At 73.3% G+C, this 15273-nt stretch carries 14 protein-coding genes and 1 pseudogene; 14 read left to right on the forward strand and 1 reads right to left on the reverse strand.

Annotated elements, in window-relative coordinates:
* The first annotated feature begins 140 nt into the window (after nt 1-140).
* The 5 genes and pseudogenes from O7599_RS34005 to nusB all read left to right on the forward strand — a co-directional run.
* Nucleotides 141-356 (forward strand): hypothetical protein, encoded by a 216-nt coding sequence (locus tag O7599_RS34005; RefSeq protein WP_281619442.1) that lies wholly within the window; start codon nt 141-143, stop codon nt 354-356.
* Between the two features lie 145 nt (nt 357-501).
* On the forward strand, nt 502-1236 hold the full coding sequence (locus O7599_RS34010; RefSeq protein ID WP_281619443.1) for an AAA family ATPase: 735 nt from the start codon (nt 502-504) through the stop codon (nt 1234-1236).
* A gap of 153 nt (nt 1237-1389) precedes the next feature.
* A complete protein-coding gene (locus O7599_RS34015; RefSeq protein WP_281619444.1) occupies nt 1390-2496 on the forward strand; it encodes a M24 family metallopeptidase in 1107 nt (368 codons plus the stop codon).
* Between the two features lie 67 nt (nt 2497-2563).
* A complete protein-coding gene (efp, locus tag O7599_RS34020; RefSeq protein WP_281619445.1) occupies nt 2564-3130 on the forward strand; it encodes an elongation factor P in 567 nt (188 codons plus the stop codon).
* A 1-nt stretch (nt 3131) separates the two neighbouring features.
* A pseudogene (gene nusB, locus O7599_RS34025) lies at nt 3132-3557 on the forward strand (transcription antitermination factor NusB); the annotation flags it as partial.
* Between the two features lie 224 nt (nt 3558-3781).
* Here nusB and O7599_RS34030 read toward each other — a convergent pair.
* Nucleotides 3782-4285, reverse strand: a complete 504-nt coding sequence (locus O7599_RS34030) for a transcriptional regulator (RefSeq protein ID WP_018836716.1) — start codon at nt 4283-4285, stop codon at nt 3782-3784.
* A 226-nt stretch (nt 4286-4511) separates the two neighbouring features.
* Between O7599_RS34030 and pyrR the strand changes: the two genes are divergently transcribed.
* The 9 genes from pyrR to O7599_RS34075 all read left to right on the forward strand — a co-directional run bounded on the left by pyrR (nt 4512) and on the right by O7599_RS34075 (nt 15241).
* On the forward strand, nt 4512-5072 hold the full coding sequence (gene pyrR, locus O7599_RS34035; RefSeq protein WP_281619446.1) for a bifunctional pyr operon transcriptional regulator/uracil phosphoribosyltransferase PyrR: 561 nt from the start codon (nt 4512-4514) through the stop codon (nt 5070-5072).
* 96 nt (nt 5073-5168) lie between these two features.
* Complete coding sequence (locus tag O7599_RS34040) at nt 5169-6188, forward strand: aspartate carbamoyltransferase catalytic subunit (RefSeq protein WP_281619447.1); 1020 nt, start codon at nt 5169-5171, stop codon at nt 6186-6188.
* A complete protein-coding gene (locus O7599_RS34045; protein WP_281619448.1) occupies nt 6185-7480 on the forward strand; it encodes a dihydroorotase in 1296 nt (431 codons plus the stop codon). The genes O7599_RS34040 and O7599_RS34045 overlap by 4 nt, the downstream gene beginning before the upstream one ends.
* Entirely contained in the window at nt 7477-8082 is a 606-nt protein-coding gene (locus O7599_RS34050; protein WP_281619449.1) for a hypothetical protein, read from the forward strand. Before O7599_RS34045 ends, O7599_RS34050 begins: the two co-directional genes overlap by 4 nt.
* Nucleotides 8079-9248: a glutamine-hydrolyzing carbamoyl-phosphate synthase small subunit gene (gene carA, locus O7599_RS34055; protein WP_281619450.1), complete on the forward strand. Its 1170-nt coding sequence runs from the start codon at nt 8079-8081 to the stop codon at nt 9246-9248. Before O7599_RS34050 ends, carA begins: the two co-directional genes overlap by 4 nt.
* A complete protein-coding gene (carB, locus tag O7599_RS34060) occupies nt 9241-12561 on the forward strand; it encodes a carbamoyl-phosphate synthase large subunit (RefSeq protein ID WP_281619451.1) in 3321 nt (1106 codons plus the stop codon). The genes carA and carB overlap by 8 nt, the downstream gene beginning before the upstream one ends.
* Nucleotides 12562-12656: 95 nt before the next feature.
* Nucleotides 12657-13844: a quinone-dependent dihydroorotate dehydrogenase gene (locus O7599_RS34065; RefSeq protein WP_281619452.1), complete on the forward strand. Its 1188-nt coding sequence runs from the start codon at nt 12657-12659 to the stop codon at nt 13842-13844.
* Nucleotides 13841-14710, forward strand: coding sequence for an orotidine-5'-phosphate decarboxylase (pyrF, locus tag O7599_RS34070; protein WP_281619453.1), 870 nt, complete (start codon nt 13841-13843; stop codon nt 14708-14710). Before O7599_RS34065 ends, pyrF begins: the two co-directional genes overlap by 4 nt.
* 207 nt (nt 14711-14917) lie before the next feature.
* Nucleotides 14918-15241: an integration host factor gene (locus O7599_RS34075; RefSeq protein ID WP_018836707.1), complete on the forward strand. Its 324-nt coding sequence runs from the start codon at nt 14918-14920 to the stop codon at nt 15239-15241.
* The last annotated feature ends 32 nt before the right edge of the window (nt 15242-15273 follow it).

Below are 15273 nucleotides of genomic sequence, written 5' to 3' on the forward strand. Positions count from 1 at the left end.
CGCGCCCTCCGCCATCGGAGTCACGGATCTTCTCCTCGGTACGAAGGCGTAACCTCACCGGCCCTCCCGCGGATAGGAAGGAGGGACCGTCCGGTCCCGGTCGGAAGCACTCCGACCCACCGACGACGAGGAGAAACACGATGCGCGTATGGGCGCGGGTGGCGGTCGCGATGGTCGCGGCGCCGGCGGGCGTGGGGTTGCAGGCGGGGGTCGCGACCGCCGACGAGCATTACAACGGCGGCAACGTCTCGAACGGGTCGAGCTTCGCGCTCCTGCGCACCGGGCAGATCGACGACCCGATGGAGGACGTGCTGGAGCACACCCTGCTCATCGGCGGAAAGCACACCTGGGACTAGGTCCGCGCGGGGCTCCTGGCAGGATCGTTCCCACCATGGCGGGTCGTGCGGGTACCGTGCGGGGCTAGGACAGCCGCGGACCGCGGTACGGCCATGACCAGCCGGGTGCCGGTACGTGACGGGTCACAGAGCGAGGGTGCAGGGGATGCAGCACGCAGTGGGGGTTCCGCAGCCGCCCCGGGGCAGACCTGGGCCGGGCGGCCCGCCGCCGGCGGCCGGGCCGCAGGACGCGGTGGAGACGACCGGCCATCTGAAGCTCCCGGTCGGCGGCCCCGTGACCCTGCCGAGCCCGCCGCCCGCACCCATGCCGCACGGCGCACCGCCACCGACGGTGGCGGTGCTCCTCATCGGCCCTGCCGGGGCCGGTAAGACCACGGTGGCGCGGCACTGGGCGGACACCCGCAGGGCGCCGACCGCGCACATAAGCCTCGACGACGTACGCGAGTGGGTGCGCGCCGGCTTCGCCGACCCGCAGGCCGGCTGGACCGACCACTCCGAGGCGCAGTACCGGCTGGCCCGCCGCACCTGCGGCTTCGCCGCCCGCAACTATCTGGCCAACGGCATCTCCTGCATCCTCGACGACGCCGTCTTCCCCGACCGCCCCGTTGTCGGCCTCGGCGGCTGGAAGCGGCACGTCGGCCCCGGGCTGCTGCCCGTGGTGCTGCTGCCGGGCCTGGAGTCCGTTCTCGCCCGCAACGCCGCGCGCACCGGCAACCGGCGGCTCGCGGACGAGGAGGTCGCCCGCATCCACGGCAGGATGGCCGGCTGGTACGGCTCCGGCCTGCCGATCATCGACAACTCGCGCCACGACGTGCCCGCGACCGTCCGGATGCTCGACGACGTCGTCGGGCGCAGCCTGGCCAGCCCCCCGGCCTGGTAGCCCCCGGCCCGCGGGCTCGCCCGGCGACTGAGCGGCCCGCCGGCCGGACCGCCCCGCCGCGGGCGTACGCCCCCGCCGCGTACGGCCCCGGGCACGTGCCCGTACGGACGCGCTCCGGCGGCCCCGCGCTCCGGGCAGCCCTAGGCTCGGATCATGCCCGAGGTGCACGCTGCCCGCCGTACCCGGCTGCGCTCTCACTGCGAGGCGGCCGGCAGCGACGCCGTGCTCGTCTCCAGGCCGGCGAACATCACCTACCTCACCGGCTGCGCCCCGCCCGGCGCGGTGCTGCTGCTCGGGACCGGCGAGGACATGCTCGTACGGCCCGGCGACCCCGCGCAGGACCCCGTCGGCGCTCCGCAGCCCGACGACCTGCGCGTCCACGCCCTCGGCGGCCCCGAGGGGGACGCCGCCGTCGCGGCCACGGGGCTCGCCGCCGCCGGCGGCGCCACCGCGCTGGCCGTCGAGGAGCACCACCTGACCGTGGCCAGGCACCGCGCCCTGGCCTCCGTCGCGCCCCGGCTCGCGCTGACCGACCTGTCCCGCGCCGTGGAGCAGCAGCGGCTCGTCAAGGACGACGAGGAGATCGCGTGCCTGCGGATCGCCGCCGAGATCGGCGACCAGGCGCTCGGCGAGCTGCTGGAGTCCATCCTCGTCGGCCGCACGGAACGGCACCTGGCGCTGGAGCTGGAGCGGCGTCTCGTCGACCACGGCGCCGAGGGCCCGGCGTTCCCCACCGCCGTCGGCACCGGGCCGCACGCCGGCCGCGCGGGGCACGTGCCGACCGACCGGCGGGTCGAGGAGGGCGACTTCCTCACCGTCTGCCTGGGTGCGCGCTACCGCGGCTACCGCTGCGAGATCGGCCGCACCTTCGTCGTCGGCACCGCCCCCGACGACTGGCAGATCGAGCTGTACGACCTGGTCTTCGCCGCGCAGCGGGCCGGCCGGGAGGCGCTGACGCCGGGCGCGGAGTACCGCGAGGTGGACCGGGCTTCGCGCCAGGTGCTCACCGCGGCAGGACACGGCGACGGCGTCGGGCCGTGCACCGGCCACGGGGTGGGACTCGAAATCGACGAGGACCCGCGGCTCGGCCCCGGGGCGATGGGTAAACTGGACGCTCGTGTGCCGGTCACCGTCGAGCCGGGAGTCCATCTCCCCGGCCGGGGCGGGGTCCGGATCGACGACACGCTCGTCGTCCGCTCGCCTGCGGACGGCGGTCCCGAGCTACTCACCATCACGACCAAGGAACTGCTCGCGCTCTGACCCCGGCCGGGTCGATGGCGAATCCGGGCCTCCTCGGTCGTCCACGCAGTCCAGGAGATTTCGCGACGTGGCCACCACGAACGACCTCAAGAACGGCTTGGTGCTCAAGCTCGACGGCGACCAGCTCTGGTCCGTCGTCGAGTTCCAGCACGTCAAGCCCGGCAAGGGCCCTGCATTCGTCCGCACGAAGCTGAAGAACGTGCTCTCCGGCAAGACCGTCGACAAGACGTTCAACGCCGGGGTGAAGGTCGAGACGGCCAACGTCGACCGCAGGGACATGCAGTACTCGTACAAGGACGGCGAGTACTTCGTCTTCATGGACATGGAGACGTACGACCAGCTCCACGTCGACCCCAAGACCGTCGGCGACACCGCCAACTACCTGCTGGAGGGCTTCGACACGACCGTGGCGCTGCACGAGGGCACGCCGCTGTACGTCGAGCTGCCCGCGGCCGTCGAGCTGACCATCGCGCAGACCGACCCGGGCGTGCAGGGCGACCGCTCCACCGGCGGCACCAAGCCGGCCGAGCTGGAGACCGGCTTCTCCATCCAGGTCCCGCTGTTCATCACCACCGGCGAGAAGATCAAGGTCGACACCCGCTCCGGCGAGTACCTCGGCCGCGTGAGCGGCTGACGTGGCCGCACGGAACACGGCTCGCAAGCGCGCGTTCCAGATCATCTTCGAGTCCGACCAGCGCGGCGCGCCCGCGGGACAGGTGCTGGAGGACTGGATCCGGCTGGCCCGGACCGACCCGCGGCAGCCGCCGGTCGGCGACTTCACGCGGCGGCTGGTCGAGGGGTACGCGGCGCACGCCGCCCGCATCGACGAGCTGCTGGGCTCGTACTCGGTCGGCTGGACCCTGGACCGGATGCCGGTCGTGGACCGCAGCATCCTGCGGCTGGGGGCGTACGAGCTGATCTGGGAGGACGAGACGCCGGACGCGGTGGCGATCGACGAGGCGGTGCAGCTCACCAAGGAGTTCTCCACGGACGACTCGCCGGGCTTCGTCAACGGCCTGCTGGGCCGGCTGCAGGAGCTGAAGCCGCGGCTGCGCCGGGACGGCGGAGCGGGTGAGCCCGGGGAGGCGGGGCCGGACGGCCCGAGCGGGGCCGCCGCACCGGAGCCGCGGGTGCCGGACGCGGACGTGCCGGACGCCACCGGGCCGGAGGCCGGCTAGCCGCGGCGCCCGACGCGCGCCTTCGACGCACACCGCCGCCGGCGGAGCGGACCCCCCGCGGGGCCCGTTCCGCCGACGGCGGTACGTTTCTGCAGGTGAGGCGCGGGTCAGGCGTCCTCGTGCACCACGACGGCGCGGCGGGCGTCGGCGTCCAGGACGCCCCAGCCGATGAGCTGCTCGGTCAGCACCGACGGCGACTGGTCGTAGATCACCGCGAGGGTGCGCAGGTCGTCCTGGCGGATCGAGAGGACCTTGCCGTTGTAGTCCCCGCGCTGGCTCTGGATCGTGGCGGCATAGCGCTGCAGCGGGCCCGCCTTCTCGGCGGGGATCTGGGCCAGGCGCTCCAGGTCCAGCACGAGCTTCGGCGGCGGCTCCGCCGCCCCGCCGGGCGCCGAACCCGGGAGAAGCTCCTGGACCGGCACCCCGTAGAAGTCCGCCAGCTCGGCCAGCCGCTGCACGGTGACCGCACGGTCCCCGCGCTCGTACGACCCGACGACGACGGCCTTCCAGCGCCCCTGGGACTTCTCCTCCACGCCGTGCAGTGAGAGGCCCTGCTGGGTACGGATGCCCCGGAGCTTGGCCCCGAGCTGTTTGGCGTATTCGCTGGACATATGGCTCCCCGGACGACAGTCTGGTAACTCACTGTGAGGTTACGCAGCGTAACTTGGCTTCGTCAAGCGGAAGATTCATCCGGCCGCCACCCATGAGGGTGGCACGGGGGCGGTGGCGGAGCGGCGAGGCCCGGCGGCGGTGGTGTCCGACCGCGCTGTTACGGTAGAGGGGACCTGACGTCCTTTAACGCCCGTCCTGTGAGGCGGGGAAGGGGGTCCTTTCCGTATGGACACGCACGGCCCTGACCCGGCGCGGCCCGTTCTGGAGGCGCCGGACATCCAGCGGGTGCTGACCCGCATCGCGCACGAGATCGTGGAGCGCACCAAAGGCGCCCCCGACGTGGTGCTCCTGGGCATTCCGACCCGCGGCGTGTGGCTCGGCCACCGGCTCGCCGCGAAGCTCGAAGAGATCACCGGCAGGAAGTTCGGCCAGTCGGGCGTCGGCTCGCTCGACATCACGATGTACCGCGACGATCTGCGCCTGGGCCCGCCCCGCGCGCTGGCGCGCACGGACATCCCCGCGGAGGGGATCGACGGCCGGCTGGTGGTGCTCGTGGACGACGTGCTCTTCTCCGGCCGCACGATCCGCGCGGCGCTCGACGCGCTGAACGACATCGGCAGACCGCGGGCGGTCCAGCTCGCCGTCCTCGTCGACCGCGGCCACCGCGAGCTGCCCATCCGCGCCGACTACGTCGGCAAGAACCTCCCCACGTCGCTGCGGGAGACGGTCCGCGTCCAGCTCACCGAGGAGGACGGCCGCGACGCCGTGCTGCTCGGCTCCAAGTAGGACGCCCGCCCCGCCCCGCCGGCCGCCGGGGGCGTACGCCCCCGCGAGCCGCGGCGCGCCACCCGCCGCCGTACCCACGACACACCGGAGCACCCAGTGAAGCGCCATCTCATCTCGGCCGCCGACCTGTCCCGCGACGACGCCGTGCTGATCCTCGACACCGCCGAGGAACTGGCCCGGATCGCGGACCGGCCCATCAAGAAGCTGCCGACCCTGCGCGGCCGCACGGTGGTCAACCTCTTCTACGAGGACTCCACCCGCACCCGCATCTCCTTCGAGGCCGCCGCCAAGCGGCTCTCCGCCGACGTCATCAACTTCTCCGCCAAGGGCTCGTCCGTCTCCAAGGGCGAGTCGCTGAAGGACACCGCCCTGACCCTGGAGGCCATGGGCGCCGACGCCGTCGTCATCCGCCACCACGACTCCGGTGCCCCGCACCGGCTCGCCACCTCCGGCTGGATCAACGGCTCCGTCGTCAACGCGGGCGACGGCACCCACGAGCACCCCACGCAGGCGCTCCTCGACGCCTTCACCATGCGCCGCCACCTCGCGCCCGGCACCGGCGGCGGGCTCGACGGCCGCCGGATCACGGTCGTCGGCGACATCCTGCACAGCCGGGTCGCCCGCTCGAACGTGCTGCTGCTGCACACCCTCGGCGCCGAGGTCACCCTCGTCGCCCCGCCCACCCTGGTGCCGGTCGGCGTGGAGAGCTGGCCGTGCGAGGTCTCGTACGACCTGGACGCCGTGCTGCCGAAGTCCGACGGCGTGATGATGCTGCGGGTGCAGCGCGAGCGCATGAACGCCGCGTTCTTCCCCACCGAGCGCGAGTACGCCCGCCGCTACGGCCTCAACGGCGACCGGCTGGCGCGCACGCCCGGGCACGCCCTCGTCATGCACCCGGGCCCGATGAACCGCGGCATGGAGATCACCGCCGAGGTCGCCGACTCGCCCCGCTGCACCGCGGTCGAGCAGGTCACCAACGGCGTCTCCATCCGCATGGCCGTGCTCTACCTGCTGCTCGGCGGCGCACCGGGAGAGGCACCCGCCACCGGCACCACCGCGGGCACGACCGCCGCGCCCGCCCCGACCACCGCACGCACCGAGGAGACCGACCGATGAGCAAGATCCTGATCCGCGGCGCGCAGGTACTCGGCGGCGAGGCCCGGGACGTCCTGATCGACGGCGAGACGATCGCCGAGGTCGGCGAGGCCGGCACGGCGCTGCCGGCCGGGGACGCCGAGGTGGTCGAGGCCGCGGGGCACATCCTGCTGCCGGGCCTGGTCGACCTCCACACCCACCTGCGCGAGCCCGGCCGCGAGGACTCCGAGACCGTCCTGACCGGCACCCGCGCGGCCGCGAAGGGCGGCTTCACCGCCGTCCACGCGATGGCCAACACCTTCCCCGTCGCCGACACCGCCGGCGTCGTCGAGCAGGTCTGGCGGCTCGGCCGCGAGTCCGGCTACTGCGACGTGCAGCCGGTCGGCGCCGTCACCGTGGGGCTGGAGGGCAAGAAGCTCGCCGAGCTGGGCGCCATGCACGAGTCGGCGGCCGGCGTCGTGGTCTTCTCCGACGACGGCAAGTGCGTGGACGACGCCGTGATCATGCGCCGGGCGCTGGAGTACGTGAAGGCGTTCGACGGCGTCGTCGCGCAGCACGCGCAGGAGCCGCGGCTGACCGAGGGCGCCCAGATGAACGAGGGCGTCGTCTCCGCCGAGCTGGGCCTCGGCGGCTGGCCCGCCGCCGCCGAGGAGTCGGTCATCGCCCGGGACGTGCTGCTCGCCGCCCACGTGGACTCCCGGGTGCACGTCTGCCACCTGTCCACCGCCGGTTCGGTGGAGATCGTGCGCTGGGCGAAGTCCAAGGGCTGGCGCGTCACCGCCGAGGTCACGCCCCATCACCTGCTGCTCACCGACGAGCTGGTCCGGTCCTACGACCCCGTCTACAAGGTCAACCCGCCGCTGCGCACCGAGACCGACGTACGCGCGCTGCGCGAGGCGCTGGCCGACGGCACCATCGACTGCGTCGCCACCGACCACGCCCCGCACCCGCAGGAGGACAAGGACTGCGAGTGGGCCGCCGCCGCCATGGGCATGGTCGGCCTGGAGACGGCGCTGTCCGTCGTCCAGCAGACGATGGTCGACACCGGCCTGCTCGACTGGTCGGGCGTCGCCGACCGGATGTCCTTCCGCCCCGCCGCCATCGGCCGCCTCGACGGGCACGGCCGCCCCGTCGCCCCCGGCGAGCCCGCCAACCTCACCCTGCTCGATCCCGCCTACCGTGGTCGGGTGGATCCGCACACCTTCGTCTCCCGCAGCCGTAACACCCCCTACGCTGGGCGCGAGCTGCCCGGCCGGGTCACGCACACGTTCCTGCGCGGCCGGGCCACCCTCGCCGGGGGTGAGCCGGCATGAGGTTCGCCACCCTGCTCGCCGACGAGCGGCAGTCGCAGCCGGTGACCGACTGGGCGGCGCGCATCGGCTGGATCGTCGGCCTGATCCTGTTCATCGCGCTCGTCTACTGGCTGATGCGCGAGGGCTGGAAGTGGCGCGGCCTGCTCCAGTCCGGCATTCCGGACCTGCCCCGGATTCCCGAAGAACCCGGCGCGGTGCGGCTGGAGCTGACCGGCCGCTACCACGGCACCACCGTCGCCGGGCAGTGGCTGGAGCGCATCGTCGCCCACGGCCTGGGCGTGCGCAGCCGCGTCGAGCTGACCCTCACCGAGCAGGGCCTGGAGGTGGTGCGCCCGGGGGCCACGGACTTCTTCGTCCCCGCCGCGCACCTGCGCGGCGCCCGGCTCGACAAGGGAATCGCCGGCAAGGTCCTCACCGAGGGCGGGCTGCTGGTGATCACCTGGGAACACGACGGCGCCGCGTACGACTCCGGCTTCCGCTCCGACCGCGCCGCCGAGCACACCGCCTGGGTGGCGGCGCTCGGCGCGCCCCCCGCCGAGAACGCTCCCGCCGCCGACGCCGCGAGCACCGCAGACAGCACCACCACGGAAGGCGCACGATGACCGCAACCCGTCGCGGCCAAGGGAGCCCGGCCGTACTCGTCCTCGAAGACGGCCGCAGCTTCCGCGGCCGCGCCTACGGAGCGACGGGGGAGACGTTCGGCGAAGCCGTGTTCTCCACCGGCATGACCGGCTACCAGGAGACCCTGACCGACCCCTCGTACCACCGCCAGGTCGTCGTCATGACCGCCCCGCACGTCGGCAACACCGGCGTCAACGACGAGGACGCCGAGTCCGCCCGCATCTGGGTCTCCGGCTACGTCGTGCGCGACCCCGCCCGCGTCCCCTCCAGTTGGCGCGCCACCCGCTCCCTCGACGAGGAGCTGCGCCGCCAGGGCGTCGTCGGCATCTCCGGCGTCGACACCCGCGCGCTCACCCGGCACCTGCGCGAGCGCGGCGCCATGCGCGTCGGCATCTTCTCCGGCGACCGGGTCACCGACCCGGACGGGATGGTCGCCCGGGTGCGGGTGCAGGAGCAGATGACGGGCGCCGACCTCGCGCCCGAGGTCGCCACCGCCGAGCCGTACGTCGTCCCCGCGGCCGGCGCGAAGCGCTTCACCGTCGCCGCGCTCGACCTCGGCATCAAGGGCATGACGCCGCGGCGCATGGCCGAGCGCGGCATCGAGGTGCACGTGCTGCCCGCCACCGCCACGGTCGAGGAGGTCTACGCCGTCCGGCCCGACGGCGTGTTCCTCTCCAACGGCCCCGGCGACCCGGCCGCCGCCGACCTCACCGTGGTCCGCGCGGTGCTGGAGCGCGGCACGCCGCTGTTCGGCATCTGCTTCGGCAACCAGCTCCTCGGCCGCGCGCTCGGCTTCGGCACGTACAAGCTGAAGTACGGCCACCGGGGCATCAACCAGCCCGTCCAGGACCGCACCACCGGCCGCGTCGAGGTCACCGCGCACAACCACGGCTTCGCCGTCGACGCCCCCCTCGACGCGGTCGCCGACACCCCGTACGGGCGCGCCGAGGTCAGCCACGTGTGCCTCAACGACCAGGTCGTCGAGGGCCTCCGGCTGCTGGACCGGCCGGCGTTCTCCGTCCAGTACCACCCCGAGGCCGCCGCCGGGCCGCACGACGCGGCGTATCTCTTCGACCGCTTCGTCCAGCTCATGGCAGATCACGCGCAACAGGCCGCACAGGCAGAACAGGGAGCCCAGCGTGCCTAAGCGCACCGACATCCGGTCCGTCCTGCTCATCGGCTCAGGCCCGATCGTCATCGGCCAGGCCGCCGAGTTCGACTACTCCGGCACCCAGGCGTGCCGCGTGCTCCGGGCCGAGGGCCTGCGCGTCGTGCTCGTCAACTCCAACCCGGCGACGATCATGACCGATCCGGAGATCGCCGACGCCACGTACGTCGAGCCGATCACCCCCGAGTTCGTCGAGAAGATCATCGCCCGGGAGCGCCCGGACGCCCTGCTGCCCACCCTCGGCGGGCAGACCGCGCTCAACACCGCGGTCTCGCTGCACGATTCCGGCGTGCTGGAGAAGTACGGCGTGGAGCTGATCGGCGCCAACGTCGAGGCCATCCAGAAGGGCGAGGACCGCGAGCTGTTCAAGGAGGTCGTCGCCGAGGTCCGCCGCAAGACCGGGCACGGCGAGTCCGCCCGGTCGGTGATCTGCCACTCCATGGACGAGGTGCTGGCCGGCGTCGACGGGCTCGGCGGCTACCCCGTGGTCGTGCGCCCCTCCTTCACCATGGGCGGTGCCGGCTCCGGCTTCGCGCACGACGAGGAGGAGCTGCGCCGCATCGCCGGCCAGGGGCTCGCGCTCTCGCCGACGACCGAGGTGCTGCTGGAGGAGTCCATCCTCGGGTGGAAGGAGTACGAGCTGGAGCTGATGCGCGACAAGCACGACAACGTCGTGGTCGTCTGTTCCATCGAGAACCTCGACCCCATGGGCGTGCACACCGGCGACTCCGTGACGGTCGCGCCCTCGATGACGCTCACCGACCGTGAGTACCAGATCCTGCGCGACATCGGCATCGCCGTCATCCGCGAGGTCGGCGTCGACACCGGCGGCTGCAACATCCAGTTCGCCGTCGACCCGGCGGACGGCCGGATCGTCGTCATCGAGATGAACCCGCGCGTCTCGCGCTCCTCGGCGCTGGCCTCCAAGGCCACCGGCTTCCCGATCGCCAAGATCGCCGCGAAGCTGGCCGTGGGCTACACCCTGGACGAGATCCCCAACGACATCACCCGCGAGACCCCCGCGTCCTTCGAGCCCACGCTCGACTACGTGGTCGTGAAGGTGCCCCGCTTCGCCTTCGAGAAGTTCCCGGCCGCGGACGCGACGCTCACCACCACGATGAAGTCGGTCGGCGAGGCCATGGCCATCGGCCGCAACTTCACCGAGGCGTTGAACAAGGCGCTCAGGTCGGTCGAGAAGCGGGACGCCCCGTTCGACTTCTCCGGCCCGCCGCCGGCCCCCGGTGAGAAGGCCGCGCTGCTCGCGAAGGCCGCCGTGCCCACGGACGGCCGGCTGAACACCGTGATGGCCGCCATCCGGGCCGGCGCCGCTCGGGAGGAGGTGCACGAGGCGACGCGGATCGACCCCTGGTTCGTCGACCAGTTCTTCCTGATCAAGGAAGTCGCCGACGAGCTGGCCGCCGCCGACCACCTCGACCCGGAACTCCTCGCCCACGCCAAGCGGCACGGCTTCTCCGACGCCCAGATCGCCGGCGTGCGCGGGCTGCGCGAGGACGTGGTGCGCGAGGTGCGGCACGCGCTGGGCGTACGCCCGGTGTACAAGACGGTCGACACCTGCGCCGCCGAGTTCGCCGCGCGCACCCCGTACCTCTACTCCTCGTATGACGAGGAGACCGAGGTCGCCCCGCGCGAGCGCCCCGCGGTGATCATCCTCGGCTCCGGTCCCAACCGCATCGGCCAGGGCATCGAGTTCGACTACTCCTGCGTCCACGCCTCCTTCGCCCTCGGCGAGGCGGGCTACGAGACCGTGATGGTCAACTGCAACCCGGAGACCGTCTCCACCGACTACGACACCTCCGACCGGCTGTACTTCGAGCCGCTGACGCTGGAGGACGTGCTGGAGATCGTGCACGCCGAGACCCAGGCGGGCCCGGTCGCGGGCGTCCTCGTCCAGTTGGGCGGGCAGACCCCGCTGCGGCTCGCGCAGGCGCTGAAGGACAACGGCGTGCCCGTCGTGGGCACCTCGCCCGAGGCGATCCACGCCGCCGAGGACCGCGGCGCGTTCGGCCGCGTGCTCGCCGAGGCGGGGCTGCCGGCGCCCAAGTACGGCACCGCGTTCTCCTTCGATGAGGCCAAGACGATCGCCGCCGGGATCGGCTACCCGGTCATGGTGCGCCCGTCGTACGTGCTCGGCGGCCGGGGCATGGAGATCGTCTACGACGAGCCGTCGCTGGCCGCGTACCTGGAGCGGCACGCCGGGCTCATCTCCGCACACCCCGTGCTCGTCGACCGGTTCCTCGACGACACCATCGAGATCGACGTCGACGCGCTCTACGACGGCCGGGAGCTGTACCTCGGCGGCGTCATGGAGCACATCGAGGAAGCGGGCATCCACTCCGGCGACTCCGCCTGCGCGCTGCCCCCCATCACCCTCGGCGGGCACGACATCAAGCGGCTGCGCGCCTCCACCGAGGCCATCGCGCGCGGCGTCGGCGTGCGCGGGCTGATCAACATCCAGTTCGCGCTGGCCGGGGACATCCTGTACGTGCTGGAGGCCAACCCGCGGGCCTCGCGCACCGTCCCCTTCACTTCCAAGGCCACCGCCGTGCCGCTGGCCAAGGCCGCCGCCCGCATCTCGCTCGGCGCCACCGTCGCCGAACTGCGCGCGGAGGGCATGCTGCCGGCCACCGGCGACGGCGGCACGCTGCCGCTGGACGCGCCGATCTCGGTGAAGGAGGCCGTGCTGCCGTGGACGCGCTTCCGCGACATCCGCGGCCGGGGCGTCGACACCGTGCTCGGCCCGGAGATGCGCTCCACCGGCGAGGTCATGGGCATCGACGGCGTCTTCGGCACCGCGTACGCCAAGTCGCAGGCCGCCGCGTACGGGGCGCTGCCCACCCGCGGCCGGGCGTTCGTCTCGGTCGCCAACCGCGACAAGCGCTCGATGGTCTTCCCGGCCCGCGAGCTGGTCCAGCACGGCTTCGAGCTGCTGGCCACCTCCGGCACCGCCGAGGTGCTCCGGCGCAACGGCATCGACGCGACCGTCGTGCGCAAGCACTCCGAGGGCCCGGGTCCCGACGGCGAGCGGACGATCGTGCAACTGATCCACGACGGCGCCGTCGACCTCATCGTCAACACCCCGTACGGCACCGGCGGCCGGCTCGACGGCTACGACATCCGCACCGCCGCCGTCGCCCGCGGGGTGCCGTGCCTGACGACCGTCCAGGCGCTGGCCGCCGCCGTCCAGGGCATCGAGGCGCTGACCCGCGGTGAGGTGGGGGTGCGCTCCCTCCAGGAACACGCCGGGCACCTCACCGCGGCCCGCACCCGCTAGCCGCAGCCCCCGAGCCCCGAGCCCCCGCCCTCCATCCCCGCCGGCCCGCCACCTGGCCGGCGGGGCACGGCACCCGAAGCAGCCGAAGGCCCCATATGTACCCCTTGCTCTTCCACAGCCTCTTCGCCCGGATGGACCCCGAGCGGGCCCACCGCCTGGCGTTCGCGGCCATCCGCGGCGCCGCCGCCGCACCCGGCGTGCGCGGCGCGGTGCGGGTCACCGCGGCCCCCCGCCACCCCGGACTGCGCGTCCGGGCGCTCGGCATCGACTTCCCCGGCCCCTTCGGGCTCGCCGCGGGCTTCGACAAGAACGCGGTCGGCGTCGACGGGCTGACCATGCTCGGCTTCGACTTCGTCGAGGTCGGCACCGTCACGGCCGGCCCCCAGCCGGGCAACCCGCCCACCCGGCTCTTCCGGCTGATCCCGGACCGGGCCCTGGTCAACCGGATGGGCTTCAACAACGACGGCTCCGCCGCCGTCGCCGCCCGCCTCGCCCGCCGCCGGTACGGGCAGCGCACCCCGTACCGGCCGAACGCCGTGGTCGGCGTCAACATCGGCAAGACCAAGGCCGTCCCCGAATCGGGTGCGATCGCCGACTACGTCACCGCCACCGAACGGCTCGCCGGCCACGCCGACTACCTCGTCGTCAACGTCTCCTCGCCCAACACCCCGGGCCTGCGCGACCTCCAGGCCACCCGGCACCTGCGCCCGCTGCTCGAAGCGGTCCGCGCCGCCGCCGACCGCGTCGCCGGCGACGCGGCACCGGCGGCATCCCCGGGGGCAGCCGCCGCGCCGGGCCGCCCCGCGCGCGTACCGCTGCTGGTCAAGATCGCCCCCGACCTCGCCGACGAGGACGTCGACGCGGTCGCCGACCTGTCGCTTGAGCTGGGCCTCGACGGCATCATCGCCACCAACACCACCGTGGCCCGCGACGGCCTGACCACCGCGGCGGCCCGCGTCGAGTCCATCGGCGCCGGCGGCCTGTCCGGCGCACCGCTGCGGCGGCGGTCCCTGGAGGTGCTGCGCCGCCTCTACGCCCGCGTGGGCGCGCCCGGCGAGAACGGCGTCGTGCTCGTCGGCGCGGGCGGCATCGAGACCGCGGAGCACGCCTGGGAGCGCATCCTCGCCGGGGCCACCCTCGTCCAGGGCTACAGCGGCTTCGTCTACGAGGGGCCGCTGTGGCCCCGCAGGATCCACCGGGGCCTGGCGGAGCTGCTGGCCACGTCCCCGTACGCCACCCTCGCCGACGCCGTCGGCGCCGACGTCAGGAAGGCGACCGCATGACCCCTCCGCCCTCGGAGCCCCCCGAGTCCCCCGAGCCCTTCGGCCGCCGGCTGCACCGCGCGATGGCCGCCCGCGGCCCGCTGTGCGTCGGCATCGACCCGCACGCCTCGCTGCTCGCCCGCTGGGGGCTGCCGGACGACCCGGCGGGTCTGGAGCGGTTCACGATGACGGCCGTCGAGGCGCTGGCCGACCGCGTCGCCGTGCTCAAGCCGCAGTCGGCGTTCTTCGAGCGCTTCGGCTCCCGCGGCGTCGCCGTCCTGGAGAAGGCCGTCACGGTGGCGCGCGCGGCCGGCGCGCTGGTCCTCATGGACGCCAAGCGCGGCGACATCGGCTCGACGATGGGCGGCTACGCCGCCGCGTACCTCGACAAGGACGCCCCGCTGCGCTCCGACGCCCTGACCGTCACGCCCTACCTCGGGTACGAGTCGCTGCGCCCGGCGCTGGACGCCGCCCACGCCGCCGGCGCCGGCCTGTTCGTCGTCACGCTCACCTCCAACCCGGAGGGCGGCGAGGTGCAGCGCGCCGCCGTGCACGGCGCGCACGGCGCGCGGACCGTCGCCCAGACGATGCTGGACCACATCGCCGCCGAGAACCGCGGTGCCGCGCCGCTCGGTTCGACCGGCGCCGTCGTCGGCGCCACCCTCGCCGAGGCCGGCGCCGACCTGGCCGTGGGCGGTCCGCTGCTGGCCCCCGGCATCGGCGCCCAGGGCGCCGCGCCGGCCGACCTCCCGCGGGTCTTCGGCGCCGCGCTGCCCCAAGTCCTGCCCAGTGCAAGCCGGTCGGTGCTGGCGCACGGACCGGATATCGCGAGGCTGCGGGCGGCGGCCGAACAATTGGCCGATGACGTACGGAACGTATCCTCATAAACCGGGTGATATACCCAGAACTTGCCGCGGAACTTGAGTCTGACCAGGACTTTTCATCTGTTCTCGCTGACTGGCGCCTTCTCGGCCGCTAGTCTCCGTCATCAGAGCGCGGGCACCAGCGCGTTGCTCGTTGCTCCGCAGGTGCGGGGCCACTAGGTTCCACACCGTTCCATATCCGATTAGTTCGACATCCGAGGTGACGTAGGCGTGGCTCTTCCGCCCCTTACCCCTGAACAGCGCGCAGCCGCGCTCGAGAAGGCCGCAGCGGCTCGCCGGGAGCGCGCCGAGGTCAAGAATCGGCTGAAGCACTCCGGCGCTTCCCTGCACGACGTCATCAAGCAGGGCCAGGAGAACGACGTCATCGGCAAGATGAAGGTCTCCGCCCTGCTTGAGTCCATGCCCGGTGTGGGCAAGGTGCGCGCGAAGCAGATCATGGAGCGTCTCGGTATCTCCGAGAGCCGCCGTGTGCGCGGTCTGGGCTCCAACCAGATCGCGTCGCTGGAGCGCGAGTTCGGCAGCACCGGTTCCTGACGTTTCGAGGCACTCCCGGAAACCGGGATAAT

The organism is Streptomyces sp. WMMC500 (assembly GCF_027497195.1).
Classification (GTDB): Bacteria; Actinomycetota; Actinomycetes; order Streptomycetales; family Streptomycetaceae; genus Streptomyces.

Coding starts and splice junctions, on each gene's coding strand:
- O7599_RS34005 (WP_281619442.1), top strand. CDS start 141: ATGCGCGTATGGGCGCGGGTGGCGGTCGCGATGGTCGCGGCGCCGGCG.
- O7599_RS34010 (WP_281619443.1), top strand. CDS start 502: ATGCAGCACGCAGTGGGGGTTCCGCAGCCGCCCCGGGGCAGACCTGGG.
- O7599_RS34015 (WP_281619444.1), top strand. CDS start 1,390: ATGCCCGAGGTGCACGCTGCCCGCCGTACCCGGCTGCGCTCTCACTGC.
- O7599_RS34030 (WP_018836716.1), bottom strand. CDS start 4,285: ATGTCCAGCGAATACGCCAAACAGCTCGGGGCCAAGCTCCGGGGCATC.
- pyrR (WP_281619446.1), top strand. CDS start 4,512: ATGGACACGCACGGCCCTGACCCGGCGCGGCCCGTTCTGGAGGCGCCG.
- O7599_RS34045 (WP_281619448.1), top strand. CDS start 6,185: ATGAGCAAGATCCTGATCCGCGGCGCGCAGGTACTCGGCGGCGAGGCC.
- O7599_RS34050 (WP_281619449.1), top strand. CDS start 7,477: ATGAGGTTCGCCACCCTGCTCGCCGACGAGCGGCAGTCGCAGCCGGTG.
- carA (WP_281619450.1), top strand. CDS start 8,079: ATGACCGCAACCCGTCGCGGCCAAGGGAGCCCGGCCGTACTCGTCCTC.
- O7599_RS34065 (WP_281619452.1), top strand. CDS start 12,657: ATGTACCCCTTGCTCTTCCACAGCCTCTTCGCCCGGATGGACCCCGAG.
- pyrF (WP_281619453.1), top strand. CDS start 13,841: ATGACCCCTCCGCCCTCGGAGCCCCCCGAGTCCCCCGAGCCCTTCGGC.